This window comes from Xenorhabdus innexi (genome assembly GCF_002632485.1).
Lineage (GTDB): Bacteria > Pseudomonadota > Gammaproteobacteria > Enterobacterales > Enterobacteriaceae > Xenorhabdus > Xenorhabdus innexi.
This window is the reverse complement of record NZ_NIBU01000009.1, coordinates 20,047-35,204: the sequence shown is the minus strand read 5'-3', so window position 1 is coordinate 35,204 and position 15,158 is coordinate 20,047. Positions and strand designations below refer to the sequence as shown.

Annotated in this window: 22 protein-coding genes and 2 tRNA genes; 20 read left to right on the top strand and 4 right to left on the bottom strand. The window is 42.6% G+C overall.

Features of this window, described 5'->3' with window-relative positions; translation table 11 throughout:
* Positions 1–102 precede the first annotated feature (102 nt).
* The 17 genes from Xinn_RS05470 (at position 103) to Xinn_RS05400 (ending at position 9,034) form a co-directional block, all read left to right on the top strand.
* Positions 103–576, top strand: coding sequence for a helix-turn-helix domain-containing protein (locus tag Xinn_RS05470; RefSeq protein ID WP_086954346.1), 474 nt, complete (start codon positions 103–105; stop codon positions 574–576).
* A gap of 709 nt (positions 577–1,285) precedes the next feature.
* The gene (locus Xinn_RS05465; RefSeq protein ID WP_086954347.1) at positions 1,286–1,555 is read left to right on the top strand and encodes a hypothetical protein; all 270 of its coding nucleotides are present in this window, start codon (positions 1,286–1,288) and stop codon (positions 1,553–1,555) included.
* Between the two features lie 639 nt (positions 1,556–2,194).
* Complete coding sequence (locus tag Xinn_RS05460; RefSeq protein ID WP_086954348.1) at positions 2,195–2,500, top strand: hypothetical protein; 306 nt, start codon at positions 2,195–2,197, stop codon at positions 2,498–2,500.
* 69 nt (positions 2,501–2,569) lie between these two features.
* A complete protein-coding gene (locus Xinn_RS05455) occupies positions 2,570–2,959 on the top strand; it encodes a hypothetical protein (protein WP_086954349.1) in 390 nt (129 codons plus the stop codon).
* A 2-nt stretch (positions 2,960–2,961) separates the two neighbouring features.
* On the top strand, positions 2,962–3,384 hold the full coding sequence (locus Xinn_RS05450) for a hypothetical protein (protein WP_086954350.1): 423 nt from the start codon (positions 2,962–2,964) through the stop codon (positions 3,382–3,384).
* 67 nt (positions 3,385–3,451) lie between these two features.
* Positions 3,452–3,625 (top strand): hypothetical protein, encoded by a 174-nt coding sequence (locus Xinn_RS21910; protein ID WP_169923533.1) that lies wholly within the window; start codon positions 3,452–3,454, stop codon positions 3,623–3,625.
* Complete coding sequence (locus Xinn_RS05445) at positions 3,570–3,788, top strand: hypothetical protein (RefSeq protein WP_086954351.1); 219 nt, start codon at positions 3,570–3,572, stop codon at positions 3,786–3,788. The genes Xinn_RS21910 and Xinn_RS05445 overlap by 56 nt, the downstream gene beginning before the upstream one ends.
* Positions 3,785–4,063 carry a hypothetical protein gene (locus Xinn_RS05440; protein ID WP_086954352.1) on the top strand — a complete coding sequence of 93 codons (279 nt, stop codon included), beginning with the start codon at positions 3,785–3,787 and terminating at the stop codon, positions 4,061–4,063. The genes Xinn_RS05445 and Xinn_RS05440 overlap by 4 nt, the downstream gene beginning before the upstream one ends.
* Positions 4,060–5,118: an AAA family ATPase gene (locus tag Xinn_RS05435; protein WP_169923532.1), complete on the top strand. Its 1,059-nt coding sequence runs from the start codon at positions 4,060–4,062 to the stop codon at positions 5,116–5,118. The genes Xinn_RS05440 and Xinn_RS05435 overlap by 4 nt, the downstream gene beginning before the upstream one ends.
* Complete coding sequence (ssb, locus tag Xinn_RS05430) at positions 5,119–5,628, top strand: single-stranded DNA-binding protein (protein WP_086954354.1); 510 nt, start codon at positions 5,119–5,121, stop codon at positions 5,626–5,628.
* A 60-nt stretch (positions 5,629–5,688) separates the two neighbouring features.
* Complete coding sequence (locus Xinn_RS21905) at positions 5,689–5,853, top strand: hypothetical protein (RefSeq protein ID WP_169923531.1); 165 nt, start codon at positions 5,689–5,691, stop codon at positions 5,851–5,853.
* A gap of 37 nt (positions 5,854–5,890) precedes the next feature.
* Positions 5,891–6,313 (top strand): zinc-finger-containing protein, encoded by a 423-nt coding sequence (locus Xinn_RS05425; protein WP_086954355.1) that lies wholly within the window; start codon positions 5,891–5,893, stop codon positions 6,311–6,313.
* Entirely contained in the window at positions 6,310–7,095 is a 786-nt protein-coding gene (locus Xinn_RS05420; RefSeq protein WP_086954356.1) for a DNA cytosine methyltransferase, read from the top strand. The genes Xinn_RS05425 and Xinn_RS05420 overlap by 4 nt, the downstream gene beginning before the upstream one ends.
* The gene (locus Xinn_RS05415; protein WP_086954357.1) at positions 7,096–7,407 is read left to right on the top strand and encodes a hypothetical protein; all 312 of its coding nucleotides are present in this window, start codon (positions 7,096–7,098) and stop codon (positions 7,405–7,407) included.
* A 3-nt stretch (positions 7,408–7,410) separates the two neighbouring features.
* A complete protein-coding gene (locus tag Xinn_RS05410) occupies positions 7,411–8,154 on the top strand; it encodes a hypothetical protein (protein WP_086954358.1) in 744 nt (247 codons plus the stop codon).
* Between the two features lie 168 nt (positions 8,155–8,322).
* Complete coding sequence (locus tag Xinn_RS05405; RefSeq protein ID WP_086954359.1) at positions 8,323–8,844, top strand: phage N-6-adenine-methyltransferase; 522 nt, start codon at positions 8,323–8,325, stop codon at positions 8,842–8,844.
* 10 nt (positions 8,845–8,854) lie between these two features.
* A complete protein-coding gene (locus Xinn_RS05400) occupies positions 8,855–9,034 on the top strand; it encodes a hypothetical protein (RefSeq protein ID WP_086954360.1) in 180 nt (59 codons plus the stop codon).
* A 306-nt stretch (positions 9,035–9,340) separates the two neighbouring features.
* On the opposite strand, the gene Xinn_RS05390 is transcribed toward Xinn_RS05400, so the two are convergent.
* From Xinn_RS05390 to Xinn_RS05380, 3 genes are all read right to left on the bottom strand, one after another.
* Positions 9,341–10,576 carry a tyrosine-type recombinase/integrase gene (locus Xinn_RS05390; RefSeq protein ID WP_086954362.1) on the bottom strand — a complete coding sequence of 412 codons (1,236 nt, stop codon included), beginning with the start codon at positions 10,574–10,576 and terminating at the stop codon, positions 9,341–9,343.
* A 535-nt stretch (positions 10,577–11,111) separates the two neighbouring features.
* On the bottom strand, positions 11,112–11,561 hold the full coding sequence (rimI, locus tag Xinn_RS05385; RefSeq protein ID WP_086954363.1) for a ribosomal protein S18-alanine N-acetyltransferase: 450 nt from the start codon (positions 11,559–11,561) through the stop codon (positions 11,112–11,114).
* Positions 11,530–11,940, bottom strand: a complete 411-nt coding sequence (locus tag Xinn_RS05380; RefSeq protein WP_086954364.1) for a DNA polymerase III subunit psi — start codon at positions 11,938–11,940, stop codon at positions 11,530–11,532. Before Xinn_RS05380 ends, rimI begins: the two co-directional genes overlap by 32 nt.
* 211 nt (positions 11,941–12,151) lie before the next feature.
* On the opposite strand from Xinn_RS05380, the gene rsmC reads away from it, so the two are divergent.
* From rsmC to Xinn_RS05365, 3 genes are all read left to right on the top strand, one after another.
* A complete protein-coding gene (gene rsmC / locus Xinn_RS05375) occupies positions 12,152–13,165 on the top strand; it encodes a 16S rRNA (guanine(1207)-N(2))-methyltransferase RsmC (protein WP_086954365.1) in 1,014 nt (337 codons plus the stop codon).
* A 172-nt stretch (positions 13,166–13,337) separates the two neighbouring features.
* Positions 13,338–13,424: transfer RNA gene (locus Xinn_RS05370), tRNA-Leu, on the top strand.
* Between the two features lie 45 nt (positions 13,425–13,469).
* A tRNA-Leu gene (locus tag Xinn_RS05365) sits at positions 13,470–13,556 on the top strand.
* Between the two features lie 82 nt (positions 13,557–13,638).
* Here Xinn_RS05365 and phoA read toward each other — a convergent pair.
* Positions 13,639–15,099: an alkaline phosphatase gene (phoA, locus tag Xinn_RS05360; RefSeq protein ID WP_086954366.1), complete on the bottom strand. Its 1,461-nt coding sequence runs from the start codon at positions 15,097–15,099 to the stop codon at positions 13,639–13,641.
* Positions 15,100–15,158: the final 59 nt, after the last annotated feature.

Here is a 15,158-nt window from a genome sequence, read left to right as displayed (position 1 = left end):
CAATCCTCCAGTTAGATTTGGTGCTTAGTATTACTCATAGTAATAATATAGTCAACACTAACGGTGATTGGTAAATATGACTTTAAGTTATAGAATCGAATCATGAAAAAAATCCCATTGAGCGACGAACAAATATCGGACGCTGGACGCCTTAAAGCGATATATGAGGCAAAGAAAAAAGAATTAGGGCTGTCCCAAGAGGTACTAGCAGAAAAGCTAAGCATGGGGCAGAGCGCCGTTGCACAGTTACTAAACGCAAAAAACGCTATTGGAGTTCTTCATGCGGCTAAGTTTGCTAAGATTCTAGAGATTACTGTAGATGACTTTAGCCCGGCATTAGCGGCAGAAATCAAGGAAATGGCTCGGTATACGCGGACATTAGATAAAAGTATTGAATCTTCAAATTTATCTAGTAGTAATAAGCTAACGAAGCAGCAGAAGGAAATATTGAACTTATTTGAAAGCCTTCCTTCAGATGAGGCGGATGGATTCTTGCGTGAGTTGAAACTAAAAGCAGCTCGCTTTGATGCCATTTTTGCCGAATTGCTTGCAAGACGTAGTAAAAATATAAATTAGTTAGCCGAACAAATAACAATCAAAATTGTCATAACCCGCCAAGAGACTCAATAGCAGGCTGCCTTCAACGGCCTGCTCCAGCCTAAGTAACAAACACCCACGATCACAATTCAAAATAAATTTTCAAAACAATTTCTTTTCCAATCAACAACATTACTAATGGTGATAAAAATATATTACTATTAGTGTTGACTAATTTATTACTGACGGTGATACTAGATTCATCCAAGGCACACAGCCGAAAGATAAATCAGTATGCTCTTTAACAAATTGGAATCACATCTAATGCTGAGCGGAGAGATCTGCGTAACTCAGTTCCCTGACATCTCCAGACCTCACGGGGTATATGGCATCTCAGGCAAGCGGCGGACAGTGTTAGGTGTATTTATTAACAAGAGGAGGAATAAATTATGGTGTAACAAAGCGGATAGACCGCAAGTGCAATGCGCCAATGCAGCAGTAATGATGCTGCCCTGAGTCGCCAAGTGGTGAGCCTGTGTAGCGACGGGTCAAGGTTCATATATTACAAATAGCTCCGGTAGAGCAGCAAGAAGGCCAACTTGCACCGGTTATTAGCGGCGAAAGTGCGACAGCAACTCAAGGGCATGAGCGCGACCACTGCGGGATGTGGTTCAAAGTCAAAGAACAGTTGGCTTTGAGGTGTGGTGATAATCGCCATAGCATCAAAGCCAATTACAGAGGAATTTCTATGAAAAAGAAAGATTACTGGTTGGAAAACGTGCTTGATAGTTTCTTCGCTAAAGAACGGAAGAAGCAACTCAGGAAGTTCTGGTCTAACCGCGAACCTAAATCAAGTATTACCGGGCAGGAACTCGATACGGTTGATGTATTAAACACCTTCATCACGGTAGTACATAAAGCGTCATCGAGGGAACAGGTTGTGAAATCTCCCCCGCCGAATGCAGAAATCAGGCGGGGTTACGGCAAGAGCTTAGAACGCGCTTTTTTAAATAATTAATCAGCATTGGCGGGAAATAAACTATAGCCGTACTGATAGAATATAGAGAAACGCAATAGGTCACTACTTCTGGCAAAAAATCAGGATTGTGTTCACTCAGCCATAATTTGAGCGATTCAGGACAATATGTCAGTAGCAGAACATAACCTATCATAGCGAAATTTGATTTATTGAACTTCCTGCCAAGCCATCTGGCAATATTTTTAAATTGACTTCTATCCATTAGTTAAAAATCTTCTCAATTATAGGTGTGAAACCACTTTAAACGATTTTGTTGCTGGGGAGTAGCAAAACCACCTCGCCTGATGTGGCTAAAAGCAGGTAACTGACTCCAGCTCATTCCAAAATAATATTGATACTGAGGTGAATAAGAATGACTAAGACTCAAGATAAATTCGCAATGTTATGCGCTCAAGAAGATAAAGCTCGTTATGATTATTATCGCAGTGATCTTAAGCAGTGCCGTAGCAATCCTGAATTACGTCGTATAAAGATTTGCATGTGCTTGATGTATCGCAGGCATTATCGCACTTGGTTAGATTACAACAGATAGTTGATTGCAGCTCATTTCCGAGTGGGCTGTGGTGAGTTACTCTGATATATTCCGGGGATCGACAATGGATTCATGAGGGAGTATATATGTCTGGATTATCTGAGCTGCAAGAAGCAACACCCGATTTAATGTACGACATTAGCAACTCAAATATAATGACAGCAATGCCAGATGCAATAGCATCAATAGTATTGTTTATGATTGCATATTATCTATTTTACCTATTACATATTGCTTATATCTGGTATATCACAGTGCCGCTTGGAATAATTTCAGCTTTTCTGTTTGTTAAAAAAAAGTCTAAAATATTTTATGCATTCTTAACCTTATTCTTTTTAATTCCGCCAGTTTGGGGTCTGATTTTTTATAGCAGGTTGCTTTTCGTTAGATAATAACAAAATCACCAAACACCAGCCTCGCCAAGCGAGGTTTTTTATTACCTGAATAACAGGAGATTATTAATGAACAAACCAATGTATTCATCCCCACAGCAAGCAATAAAGCATATCGTCTTAGAAAGATATTACGGAAAGAACATATCCATATCAGCAATCGATGATATGTATGATGAAGTTGAAAACAGTGATGTTATTTTTGATTTACTGGATCAAATTAGGGGAGGAACCATAGAAACAAATATAGATGCGCCTCTCAGTCGGCATTATGAAACAAAATCAGTAGCCAGTAAAACTCCGGATGGTGCATGGGTCGGCTGGACATATTGGTATGGCGGAGGGAAACACAGCGACCCAGAGGAAATAGACTGGATAGAGGATGCTTATTTTCTAAAAGTAACCAAGGAAGAAGAAGTTTTAACTGTTATCAGAACTTTTGAAAAGGTTGAAGAATAACAATGGCTAAACATATTCACGCCGATTTAATGATGAAAGCGGCAGAAATTGCACAAACAGATGCTGAATGGTGGAAGTATTTTCAGGTAAAAACCGACTATGGATGGGGTGGATGGAGAGATTTAGGCGGAGAAACTGCGTTTTATGACAATATAAACGCTGAATACCGCTTAAAACCCCGCACTATCAGGATTGGAGAATACGACGTTCCTGAGCCAGTAAGAGAGGCATTGAAAAAGGGGCAGGCTTACTATTTTCCAAATATAGAAGGGTCTGATGAAGATAGCTTGTATTGGAAAGCTTTTTGGACTGAAAGCACCATTGATAATACCCGCTTAAAAAACAGACTTATCCACCTCACCCAAGAAGCCGCCGAACTACACGCCAAGGCACTTATTGCTCTTATATTAAATAATGTCCGATAGTTTCTTTTACTACTCACTCTCAATTCTCGTCATCATATTCATTCTACATACTGTCAGATAATCCATTATGAACAAACGACATTTAACCCGTGCTCAGTCATGGGGAGGGATTGCTGTACGTGAAAAACGCCCTGCTGCATGGAAACGCGGCATGAAACTGCTTATGAAATATTACAGAGGTCAACATGAAAGCATTAGCGCCAGCGGTTGCTGTCCGACAGTACTGTGCCGGGATAAATGAAGTTGAGTTCCCCGAAGGAATTAACCGCCTTGATGGAAGGCTGGAAGAAATACTTGATGCCAGCCAGTGGGGAATGAATGAGGTCGCTCAGTACCTCAATGACAGAGATTTAATAGATAGCCTTATGGAAGAACTAAACAAACTACAGAGGAGAGCAGCATGAGGCATTTCGGTTACAACACCTACGCCAATTGGGATCGAGCACAGAAACAAGCAGAAAATAAAGCAGAACAGAAAGAGAAAGCCGAGGCTGAACGCAGGGAAAAAGCCGAGGAAACTGTTCTGGGATTTATCGATAACTCGTTATCAGAAGAAGCCAGTGAAATACTCGAACCCATATTCAAAGAACACCCGGCAGCTTGGGATATCTACGTAGAGGCACTCGATAAAATTGTAATGATAAGTCTGAAAGATAAATCAATTGGGAGAGCAGCGTGAAACACTACCTGAGAAAAGCGGAACGCAAACAGGCTTTTGCGAAAATTGGCATCTACGGTGATGCCGGGTCAGGGAAAACCAGAACTGCCACAGAAATCGCGGTCGGATTATGGCAGACCTACAACCTCAAAAAACCGGTTGCCATGTTTGATACAGAACCGGCTGCAACTTATATCATCCCATTCTTTGAAGCCGCCGGTATTGAATTTCTGGTTTATGACGAAAGCCGGGCCATTAAGGATTTAATGGGATTCTGGCGAGAAGCAGAACAGGAATGTTCGATTATCATTGCCGACTCAATCACCCACGTTTGGAAAGATTGTCAGGATAGCTATCTGAAACAACTCAACACCCAACGGCAAAAGAATAACCCCCACGCTAAGCCTGTTTATCAGCTTGAGTTCCATCACTGGAAGCCTATCAAAGCTAAGTGGGCAGAGTTTACTGACCTGTTTCTGTCATCAAAGATCCACGCAATAGTTTGCGGTCGTGCAGGCTCGATTTACGAATACCAGAAAAATGATGAGACAGGAAAAATGGAACTCATCACCAGCGGCACCAAGATGGCCACCGAGAAAGAGATGGGATATGAACCCTCATTGCTGATTGAAATGATAAAGCACAGGGAAAACGGGCGGATTATCAACCGGGCACTGGTTGAAAAGGATCGCACGGACAGGCTCAATGGCAAAGAGTTTGATTTCCCCACATTCCAGACATTCGCACCACACTTTGATTTTCTTAACATTGGTGGCAAGCACTTTGATTCAATGGAACAGCACGACAGCGCAACATTGTTTGCGAATGACATCACGGATGACGGCTTCAGATACGAAAAACGCCAGAGAGAAATCTGGTGTGAAGAAATAAAGGGGTTGTTTGTAAAACTGGGGCTGGATGGAAACGGGACAGACGCCAAACTCCAGCGACTTGATGTTCTGGACAGTATTTTTGCTACACGCAGCTGGACAGCGATTGAAGGCATGAATAGTGAAGTGTTGAAACAGGGATTCAGAAAAATCAAATCCATGATAATGGAAAAGGAAGCAGCATAAATGGCACAACGCGGCGTTAACAGATGTATTCTGGTCGGTCACTTAGGTCAAGACCCGGAAGTACGTTACTCACCCAATGGTGGCGCAGTCACCAATATCACACTGGCTACCTCTGAAGCATGGAAAGACAAGCAATCAGGTGAGCTGAGGGAAAAAACAGAATGGCACCGTGTGGTTCTGTTCGGAAAACTGGCAGAAGTTGCCGGTGAATATCTGAGGAAAGGCAGCCAGATTTATATTGAGGGTCAATTGCAAACACGCAAGTGGCAAGACCAACAGAGACAAGATCGTTATACAACGGAGGTTGTGGTTAACCCCATCGGCGGGACAATGCAGATGCTGGGCAATAGACAGGGAGGTCAACAAGGCCAGCAACATTCAGGGCAGGCATGGAAATCGCCACAGCAACCACAACAACCACAGCAGGAACCACCGATGGATTATGACGATGATCTACCGTTTGCCCCAGTTGGAAAACAGTATTCCAAACACGCTATCTACGCAATTTAACTCCAGATAGACCCCTCTAACTCAACCCTATCACTACGCTGCTATGCGGCGGGAGGGTTTATGTCGAAAACACCCGAAAAATTACAAACACTAATTTATTTTCTAACAAAAGAAGCTGCTCGTGATTCATTTTCAGAGTTTCGAGCAGAAATTGGTATTAGCGATGAGGAATATCAGGAAATAAAAAATTGGTTTAAACAATTAGGAGTTGAACCATACGTTTAGATATTTACTGGATTATATTCATGAAGGAGAACTCTTCATGTACACCCCGTGGAATCCCAGCACAAGAGCAATCAAAAAAGTTAAAGACCCATTACCTACACCTACCCAATGCCATTATTGCGATGGAAATATAGCAATAGTCAGCCACAAAGCTGTGTATGGCAAAGATTACGGTAATTGGCCTTGGTTATATATATGCACAGCATGTAAAGCCTACGTAGGCATGCACCCATTTACAGATATTCCATTAGGAACGTTGGCAGATAAGGAAACTCGCGCAGCAAGGAATAGATGCAAGCCCCATTTCGAACGGATATGGAAATCAGGAAAACTCACTCGCACGGATGCATATAAATGGTTGGCTGAAAAATTAGGCATTAATCCTGGCGAATGTCATTTCGGCTGGTTTGACGCTGAGATGTGTCATAAAGCAGAGAGTATATGTAGGGAGTTTAGATGAGTGCCTATTACAACGAAATAGACCCTTATGCCGCTCAGTGGCTCAGAAATTTAATTACAGCCGGTCACATAGCGCCGGGGGATGTGGATGAAAGGAGTATTGAGGATGTCAGACCCGATGATTTACGCGGATATAAACAGTGTCATTTCTTCGCCGGAATTGGTGTCTGGAGTTGTGCCCTGCGCCGTGCAGAATGGCCTGATGAAAGACCCGTCTGGACAGGCTCCTGCCCGTGCCAGCCTTTCAGCGCGGCAGGCAAAGGAAGCGGGTTTACTGACGAGCGGCACTTATGGCCACATTTCCATTACCTCATCGAACAATGCAGACCTGACGTTATCTTTGGTGAACAGGTTGCAAGTCGGGACGGATTGCACTGGCTCGACCTTGTACAAACTGACCTGGAAGGAACGGGTTACTCCTCAGCGGCGGTTGATTTATGCGCTGCGGGCATCGGTGCGCCGCATATCAGACAACGACTGTATTGGGTGGGCCACGCCAACAACGCGGTGCTACAAGGACTGCGGGGACATGGGAGGATCGTTTATCAGGAAAGACGGCAAGATTCGAAACGACACCCTTTATCGTCAGCTGTGGCTACACACATTTGGCATGAATGGAAACCCGACAAGGGGGCAGATGGAAAAATTAGAGTCATTCCACCCTGTTATGGCGAGGTTGCTGCTGGGGCTGCCAAAAGAGTGGGACGACTGCGCGCCTACGGAAATGCCCTCGTCGCTCCGGTCGCGGAAACATTCATAAGAGCTTACATGCAGGGAGTTTAGATGAACGATAAATTTGAAAATAATACCCTCGATGATATTTCGAGCAGATTGAAAGTAGCAGCGAAAATATCAAAAAACTATGACGTCAACAAAATAACCGTTGATTGCGATGAGGTAATCAAGCTTTGTGAAGCTGCAAAGAAACTTGGTGAATATGAAAGTATTCTGCCTGTCGCATTCCAGTATGAAACACAGAATCTAAGTGGCAACTGGGAAATGGAAATTACAAGGCACTATCCTGATTGTGACATGTTCTGTATTCGCAACATAATCCCACTCTACTTTTACCCAATAAATAATAACGAGAATTAAATAATGAATAATAATGCAATTGAATTCGAAAAAGAAATAAACAAACTGCAATTTAAGGCGGCGAATGAAGTAGCTGCCTCATGGATAACAGAAAAGCAATTACTGACCATTTCCATTATTCGTCATTTTTTGGAAAAAGGAGATAATGAAGCAGCATTATCATGGACAGATGGTATCCTTGATTATTTAGAAGAGGACTTTTCGTCAGAAATAGAAAATAACGAACATGATTTAGATAGCTGGCTTGATAAGCGATTAGAAAATGAAGTTAGCACATCTGAAGCACTGGAAATTATCTGCTCCGAAATGCCTACGGTTGAAGCCTTTAAAAAATCATGGGTGGATATGCGTGAAAAGTTAGCTGAATATGGAAATATGCAGCCTGTGGCATGGGCACGCGATAAAGGAATGGGTAGCAGTATGGACGTGACCACTCTGCCAGAACGAGTAGCGGAATGGCGTGAATTCAACGAATCACACCCAGAGATTGCTGATGATATATTTCCCCTCTACCGCCACCTTAGCAAAGAATCTTTAGAATTCACTGCCGAAATAGAATTAACCGCCTGCATTGAGCTTGAAGATGATAAAACAGTAGCCTTTGGCAAGATATTTAATGACAGCAAAAAACGATTTAACGATGGAGTCGAAATAAAAACATCTCCGGTAATTAATCCCTACACTTACATAACTGACGGATATATAAAAACCCAGAATTCAGTTTATAAGATACGTCACTCCACTTAACTACCACCTACTGAAGTAGGTGGGTTAGCGCACTTCGGTGCCGACGACTGAAAGTCGTCGAACCACGCACCTCGTAAACGCGCGTAGGTCAAAGAATTAAAGTCAAAGTCACCGTCTAAAGACGGTGGTTTTAAACCTTTCATATGGAAAAATAAATAGCGATAAAATATGACAGACTACGGAGGCAGCAACACTCCAAAAGCACTGCGTGACCTCTGGCAAACTCCACTCCCGTTATTTAAAGCACTCAATCTCGAATTCAAATTTTATCTTGATGCCGCCGCTTCTGCGGGTAATGCCTTATGCGCCCACTACTTCACAGAACAAGATAACGCACTGGAATGTGACTGGGAAAGTGACGGTTCTATCTGGTGCAATCCACCTTACTCCAAAATTGACCCGTGGATAAAGAAAGCCGCGATTGAGTGCAGAAAACAATGCCAGAGTATCGTGATGTTAGTCCCTTCTGATACTTCGGTCGGCTGGTTTAAATTGGCACTGGAAACCGTAGATGAAGTGAGATTAATCACAGGTAGCCGCGTTCAGTTTGTTCCAGCTCAGCAAATAAAAAAAGGCAATGGCAATACAAAAGGCTCAATGCTTTTAATTTGGCGACCCTTTATCACCCCAAGAAAATTAATAACCACTGTAGATAGAGAATATCTATTTAATATCGAAAATAACCCTTGAGGAAAATAGTATGAGCACACCAAAAATAGCACTCGAAATAACCAGAACGACAGCAGAAGAACTGACCAGCCCCAGCAGAACAGTTTCAGATGAAATATTAGCAGATTTCGTTACCGATCTTGTTGTGGAGGGATTGCTGTCAGTTGGCTTTCCTGAGTCGGAGGTAAATATCACCATCGCCGATGACTAACGAATTGGAGAAAGCAAGGAGGAAGTCGGCAAGGGATTTGCCTAAATTAAGTACACACAAATTAAGATTAATACTAAACCCGCACTAGCCAATTATATAAAAACCATTAAATGGAGATGAAAGATGAGTAATTTTATGGATACAGCGGAAATCGCAAACTTGTTCGGAAGATCTAAGTCTACCATCCAGCGGTGGAACAGCATCAACGGTAAGACTGGTAAAAAGTATAAGCCAGACTTTCCAGACCCAGATGTAAGATCTTGCCCTAACCTCTGGGCTAAAGACAAGATCATGAGGTTTGCAGGATTATCCGGCGACTAATAAAGATACTTTGCCATCACCATATACGATGGTTTCAACTTTAGCCCACCATAAGCCATAGGCTTTTCTTTGTTCATCTATATAGTGGCTTTTATCATACACTTGCCAAACACCCGGTAGTTTATGTCCCAGCATAATTTCGGCGACATGAGGTTCAGTGAAATCAGAAAAGTTCGTTCTGGCGGTTCTTCTCAGGTCATGAAGAGACCAATGCGGGAATTGATAGTCTAACTTCTTCCACGCAAATCTCATTAAGTTATATGGCAAAGAACTTAATGAGCTTCCTCTTATCTTTTCATTATTATTATCTTTTGTTATTAAATATTTTGATCCTTTACTCATATCCATCAGTTGCCTAATCATCTCCTCTGCTTGAGGAATGATTGGGCGAATTAGCGGCCTCCCAGTAGAAGAGCCTGTTTTATGGCCTTCCGGTGGGATGGTCCATAACTTGTTATCAAGATCAAAATGACTGATTTCAGCGTTCAGTAACTCACCTAACCTACAAGCGAAAAGTAGTAGCAATTTAACAAACAGCTCATATTTTAATGATGCTCTTGATTTTTCTAGTGCGTGGAACAGAATTCTTATTTCTCCCTCTTCAAGCACCCTAGTTCCTTCTCGCTTGTGAACTCCCAAATCCTTTCCTGTTATCTGCACCAGAGGCTCACCAAGTATCAACTGCCTCTTCACTCCCCATTTATGAGCTTGCTTTGTATTTATGAGAACTCTGTCAGCTATTGACTCAGAGTGTGTAGATAACCCCTCCAGTAACTCCAACCAATCATGTAATGTGGTTAAGCTATGCGGCCTATTTCCTATTTTGGGAAAGACGTGCAGCTCAAAAGATCGGAGTATTCCCACTGCATCCTTTTTGTTTTTTACACAGTACGCCTCATGCCACTTTCTTATAATCCCCTCATTTGTTTCTTCGGTAAAAGCAGTTATTTTTTGCTGTTTTTTTACAAATCTAGGGTTACGATTGGATTCAATTTCCCCTTTGAGTCTAATAACCTCATCTCTGGCATCTTTCAGAGTTGTTGCTGGGTATGTGCCGATATCGACCCTTTCGCCTTTACCATTCCACTGAAATCGAAATTGGAAAATCACCTTGCCTTTTGGAGTGATCCTGACAGATAAACCATCTCTATCCGATTTAACTATCTGCTTATCCCTTTCTTTCCCAACGACCGACCTAAGCCACGTATCTGATAGCGCCATAACTCACCTTGTACATATTTTCATGTGCCAATAACTTGTTATAGCATTATGTACAAAACTCTGTACATAATTTTATGTACAACACTCAAAGAGATTTAGATTAACTTGAAAAATGTCAGAGTAAAAATAACACTAGCCTGACCATTTTCACTGAATTAAAAATGAAAAAATGAGGAAATGTGAAAGTGAATGCAAATAGTCAAAAACAGGTAAAACCAGATCAAGGATTGGGGTGGGAAATTATTGCAAAGGTGCGCCGTTTCGCAACTTCTTGCAGAAATGGAGAATTTGACATCTATTGAAATCTTCTATTCTTTACGCGGAGCGATACCATGATTAAGGCTCCACCAGTGATCCTTAATCCATCAAATCCGGTATGTTAATTGGAATTAGCGTTTATTTTCGCTGAACTTGGCGCTATAAACAACTCATGATACTCAAGATGATGATGCAGAAAATCATCGGGACTTCATCAGATTAAATCTACATTCCCCTTCTCCCAGATCGCAAAAGCTCACATACGGATATGCACACACTATTCCCCAAACAACGGTAGCGCCATAATAATGGCATCTTCTTTACCTGTCGATGTCGGATAATAATTTTTGCGGATGGATACTTCATTGAAACCCAGATCTTCATATAACCGGATCGCAGATTGGTTGGAGCGCCGGACTTCAAGCCATAACGTATTTATCTGTTTCTCCGGTAATGTTTCTGTCAGGTAGTTTAATAGTGTTCTTCCATACCCTTGTGATTGATATTCCGGATGGATAGCGATATTAAATAGCGTTGCTTCGTCCAGAATATATTGGGTTATTGCAAAGCCAATCATCTGATTATTCAGCATGATTTTATAATTGAGATAACGCTCTCCCTGATTGGAGTAAAAGGTTTTCTCACTCCACGGAAAGGGATGGCTGGCCTGTTCTATCTGGAATGCCGCAGGAAGATCAGCGGGAGTTAATAGAGAAATATTCTTCATAATGGTAAATTTGTTGCCAAAGAGCGCGTTTTGCATCCCCATCAAGGGATAAGTCATTTAATGCCGGGCTTCTCAAAGAAATCCCTTGTATTGATAAGGTAATATCAACCCCCAACAGCCAGCATGGGCAGCGAATTGATTCCGAAAGTAGCTCAACATCTTTTGTTGTAATGCAATAAACTAATGAGGCATCAATCCCCATGGCTGTGAAAATATCAGCAAGTAATGAATGGCTTAAGTCAATGTGATCATGGGTAATGATCAACAGACGGGTTGAGTCAGGGATGAGGACAGATAATTCACCCCGCAAGGCCGCAGGGTTACGCAGAACCCATTGGGTAATACCCAGTCGGGTCAGTGATCTGTCACGCTTCGTCATCGTGTTTTATTCCATCTGCCATAAAAAAATAACAGGTAATATATACCCGGTAGGTTTCAGGCTGTAAATCAATAAAACTGCCACCTGAAAGATGAACGGTATAGTATCAGAGGGCTTATCTCTGCGCCAACAACATGGCATTCCAGCTTTGCCCAAAGATATAGTCAAATAAATATTGCCCGGATAAAGAGTTATAAGGAGCTATACATAGATGTCAGTATTAACACCGGCCAGTGAAGTGATCCTGCGCCATCAAGAGCAATTCCAGTCCCATCATCTGCTCTTTGCAGGCGATCTTCAGGATACACTGGCAACGGAAATCGAAGCTGCAAGTGTGCGGGTACACACTAATCAATATCATCACTGGCAATCACTGATCCGTACATTGGGTGATCATGCTTCATTTGGTCTCACTGCTGACAGCACGTTTGTCAAAGAGTGTGATACGCTGATTTATTACTGGCCAAAGAGCAAGCAGGAAGCCCGTTTCCAACTCCGCAGCCTGTTCTCCATCCTGCCTGTCGGTACAAATATTTTTATTGTCGGTGAAAACCGCAGTGGTGTTCGTAGCGTCGATAAACTGATGGAAGGGATCGTTACTTTCCGTAAAGTAGACACTGCCCGCCGTTGCAGCCTTTTTTATGGTCAACTGGAGCAACAAGTTCAGTTTGATCAGAATAACTGGTGGCATAGCTATCAGGTTGGTGATGCTATCATTAATACACTGCCCGGCGTATTCAGTCAGGATGATCTGGATGTCGGCAGCCGTCTTCTGCTTTCCACTTTTGATACGCCGATTTCCGGCAGCCTGCTGGATATTGCCTGTGGTTCTGGTGTTCTCGCCGCAGTATTGGGTAAAAATAACCCCGATTTGTCACTGACTCTCAGCGATGTTAATGCAGCCGCGATCACATCCAGTAAGGCAACACTGAAAGCCAATAAGCTGGAAGGAAATGTTGTCACCAGTAACGTCTATTCTGCTATTGAAGAGAAGTTCAACTGGATCATTTCCAACCCGCCATTCCATGATGGGCTGAAAACCAGTATAGCAGCCGCTGATGATATGATACGCATGGCACCAAGCTATCTGAAATCCGGTGGTAAATTCCGCATTGTCGCAAACGCGTTTTTACCTTATGCGGACTTACTGGATAGTGCTTTTGGCAGCCATGAAGTTATTGCTCAGACAGGTAAATTCAAAATTTATCAGGCCACCAAGAAGTAGTAAGCAGAAAGTAACGAATCAGACCGCTATTGCCACCCATTCAGGATGGCAATAGCAACGTGTCGATTTTTACATCAGTTATGCTTTCTTCTGATAAATAATGATTGACGCCAGCCGTAAAATCTCTAGAATGCGCCCCCATGCTATCTGTTTAAAGATGGTATCTGGATTTGCGAGGGTGGCGGAATTGGTAGACGCGCTAGCTTCAGGTGTTAGTGTTCTTACGGACGTGGGGGTTCAAGTCCCCCCCTTCGCACCAAATCAGATAGTCATCATTAAACAAATCAGATAAATAGCAGTACCTGCGAGGGTGGCGGAATTGGTAGACGCGCTAGCTTCAGGTGTTAGTGTCCTTACGGACGTGGGGGTTCAAGTCCCCCCCTTCGCACCACTGTTACTATTTATCTGTTCAACTTGGTCATCTATTCAGTTTAATTCCTTTTAATACCTTTCTCTTTTTATCCCATCATTTTCTATTGTTTCAATTCCATTGCATCACGTATGGTGAAGAACAAATCTGTCTGATCAGTTAAACCAACAACATTGGCGGAATACGGGCCATAAGCTGCGACACGTAACTGTGTGCCAGTATGATTTTGCTTACCTTTTTCTGAGTTGCCATAGTTAACCGTAATGACCGCACCATCTTTAGTAATCAATGAACGGGTCAGGCCGGGAGATTTAACATCATTTGCAACGATCTGGCTGGAATGGGCATGATCAGCCGTAACAATAACTAACGTATCTTTATGCTGTCTGGCAAATGTCAGGGCAGCCTGAACAGCGTCATCCAATGCCACAGTTTCCCCAATCTGGGCACAAGGATTGGCTTCGTGGTCTTGTTTATCAATCGAAGCACTTTCTACCTGTAAGAAAAATCCATTCTTGTTGGTCTTCAGCAAATCAATCGCTTTCTCAGTGAGTTGTCCCAATGTTGGTTCATCTGAATTACGTTTTGCATTAATTCGGCACTTAACCGGCGCTTCATTAAGGTTGCCTTGATAAACTGCTTTTGGCCCCTGCCAGATAACATCCATATTGCCACGATTGAATATACCCAGTAGCGGTTTTTTCTGGTTGGCTTCTTTAATATTATTCAATGAATTGAGATCAGTGACCCATTGATATCCTTGTTCTAATGCCTGCTGTTTCAGAGTCTTTGCATTATTATGGGCAGATTGTTGCTCAAAACTTTTAGCGCCTCCTCCCAAAGTAACTTCAGCCCGAGCCACCAAAAGTTGTTCTGTGATGGAACCTTTCCCACCATTTTCTACTGCATCGGTAGGGCATTTCTCCAGTGTTTCCTGTGGGCCATAGCATTTACGATTAGTAATATGGGCGTAGAGCGCTGCGGGTGTAGCATCCTGAATTTCAGCCGTTGTAACATTGCCTGTGGCTTTTCCATTCTTCTTGGCTAATTCCAGTAACGTCTGGTGTGGTTTGCCAAAAACATCGATTCCCAGCGCACCGTTATAGGTTTTCGTTCCTGTCGTCCATGCCGTGGCTGAAGCGGCAGAATCCGTGACATAGTCTGGTTTTTTTGTCTCTTTATCCAATGAGTAATGCGTATACTGCCCCGTGAAAGGTAACGCATCTATTCCCTTAAAAAAACCACCAGCACCCTGCGCATAATTACGAGCCAGTGTAATTTCCGAATCCCCCATTCCATCGCCAATAAATAAAATGACATTTTTCGCTTTTGTGTTATTCAATGCAGCCTTAAGTGCATCAGTTTGATCCTGAGTAAGACGGCGAGCGCCACCAAACTGAGTAAGATCACCATGGGCGGAACGTTTTTCTGCCATAATTTTGTCTGCATTACTGGCTTGTGCAGATGAACAAACTCCTGACATTAATATCGCAAAAGTAATAGCAAGCAGATTTTTTGAGTGATGATGGCGTACAGAGCGATGGGACAGGTCATTACAGGACATAGGGAGTTCCTTATGCTCGGGAAAATTAAAAAAGAATGAACATTAATTTTTACCCGAAT

What these genes read in the sequence shown, in the direction of transcription:
- Xinn_RS05470 (WP_086954346.1), top strand. Translation starts at nt 103, where the DNA reads ATGAAAAAAATCCCATTGAGCGACGAACAAATATCGGACGCTGGACGC.
- Xinn_RS05465 (WP_086954347.1), top strand. Translation starts at nt 1,286, where the DNA reads ATGAAAAAGAAAGATTACTGGTTGGAAAACGTGCTTGATAGTTTCTTC.
- Xinn_RS05460 (WP_086954348.1), top strand. Translation starts at nt 2,195, where the DNA reads ATGTCTGGATTATCTGAGCTGCAAGAAGCAACACCCGATTTAATGTAC.
- Xinn_RS05455 (WP_086954349.1), top strand. Translation starts at nt 2,570, where the DNA reads ATGAACAAACCAATGTATTCATCCCCACAGCAAGCAATAAAGCATATC.
- Xinn_RS05450 (WP_086954350.1), top strand. Translation starts at nt 2,962, where the DNA reads ATGGCTAAACATATTCACGCCGATTTAATGATGAAAGCGGCAGAAATT.
- Xinn_RS21910 (WP_169923533.1), top strand. Translation starts at nt 3,452, where the DNA reads ATGAACAAACGACATTTAACCCGTGCTCAGTCATGGGGAGGGATTGCT.
- Xinn_RS05445 (WP_086954351.1), top strand. Translation starts at nt 3,570, where the DNA reads ATGAAAGCATTAGCGCCAGCGGTTGCTGTCCGACAGTACTGTGCCGGG.
- Xinn_RS05440 (WP_086954352.1), top strand. Translation starts at nt 3,785, where the DNA reads ATGAGGCATTTCGGTTACAACACCTACGCCAATTGGGATCGAGCACAG.
- ssb (WP_086954354.1), top strand. Translation starts at nt 5,119, where the DNA reads ATGGCACAACGCGGCGTTAACAGATGTATTCTGGTCGGTCACTTAGGT.
- Xinn_RS21905 (WP_169923531.1), top strand. Translation starts at nt 5,689, where the DNA reads ATGTCGAAAACACCCGAAAAATTACAAACACTAATTTATTTTCTAACA.
- Xinn_RS05425 (WP_086954355.1), top strand. Translation starts at nt 5,891, where the DNA reads ATGTACACCCCGTGGAATCCCAGCACAAGAGCAATCAAAAAAGTTAAA.
- Xinn_RS05420 (WP_086954356.1), top strand. Translation starts at nt 6,310, where the DNA reads ATGAGTGCCTATTACAACGAAATAGACCCTTATGCCGCTCAGTGGCTC.
- Xinn_RS05415 (WP_086954357.1), top strand. Translation starts at nt 7,096, where the DNA reads ATGAACGATAAATTTGAAAATAATACCCTCGATGATATTTCGAGCAGA.
- Xinn_RS05410 (WP_086954358.1), top strand. Translation starts at nt 7,411, where the DNA reads ATGAATAATAATGCAATTGAATTCGAAAAAGAAATAAACAAACTGCAA.
- Xinn_RS05405 (WP_086954359.1), top strand. Translation starts at nt 8,323, where the DNA reads ATGACAGACTACGGAGGCAGCAACACTCCAAAAGCACTGCGTGACCTC.
- Xinn_RS05400 (WP_086954360.1), top strand. Translation starts at nt 8,855, where the DNA reads ATGAGCACACCAAAAATAGCACTCGAAATAACCAGAACGACAGCAGAA.
- Xinn_RS05390 (WP_086954362.1), bottom strand. Translation starts at nt 10,576, where the DNA reads ATGGCGCTATCAGATACGTGGCTTAGGTCGGTCGTTGGGAAAGAAAGG.
- rimI (WP_086954363.1), bottom strand. Translation starts at nt 11,561, where the DNA reads ATGAAGAATATTTCTCTATTAACTCCCGCTGATCTTCCTGCGGCATTC.
- Xinn_RS05380 (WP_086954364.1), bottom strand. Translation starts at nt 11,940, where the DNA reads ATGACGAAGCGTGACAGATCACTGACCCGACTGGGTATTACCCAATGG.
- rsmC (WP_086954365.1), top strand. Translation starts at nt 12,152, where the DNA reads ATGTCAGTATTAACACCGGCCAGTGAAGTGATCCTGCGCCATCAAGAG.
- phoA (WP_086954366.1), bottom strand. Translation starts at nt 15,099, where the DNA reads ATGTCCTGTAATGACCTGTCCCATCGCTCTGTACGCCATCATCACTCA.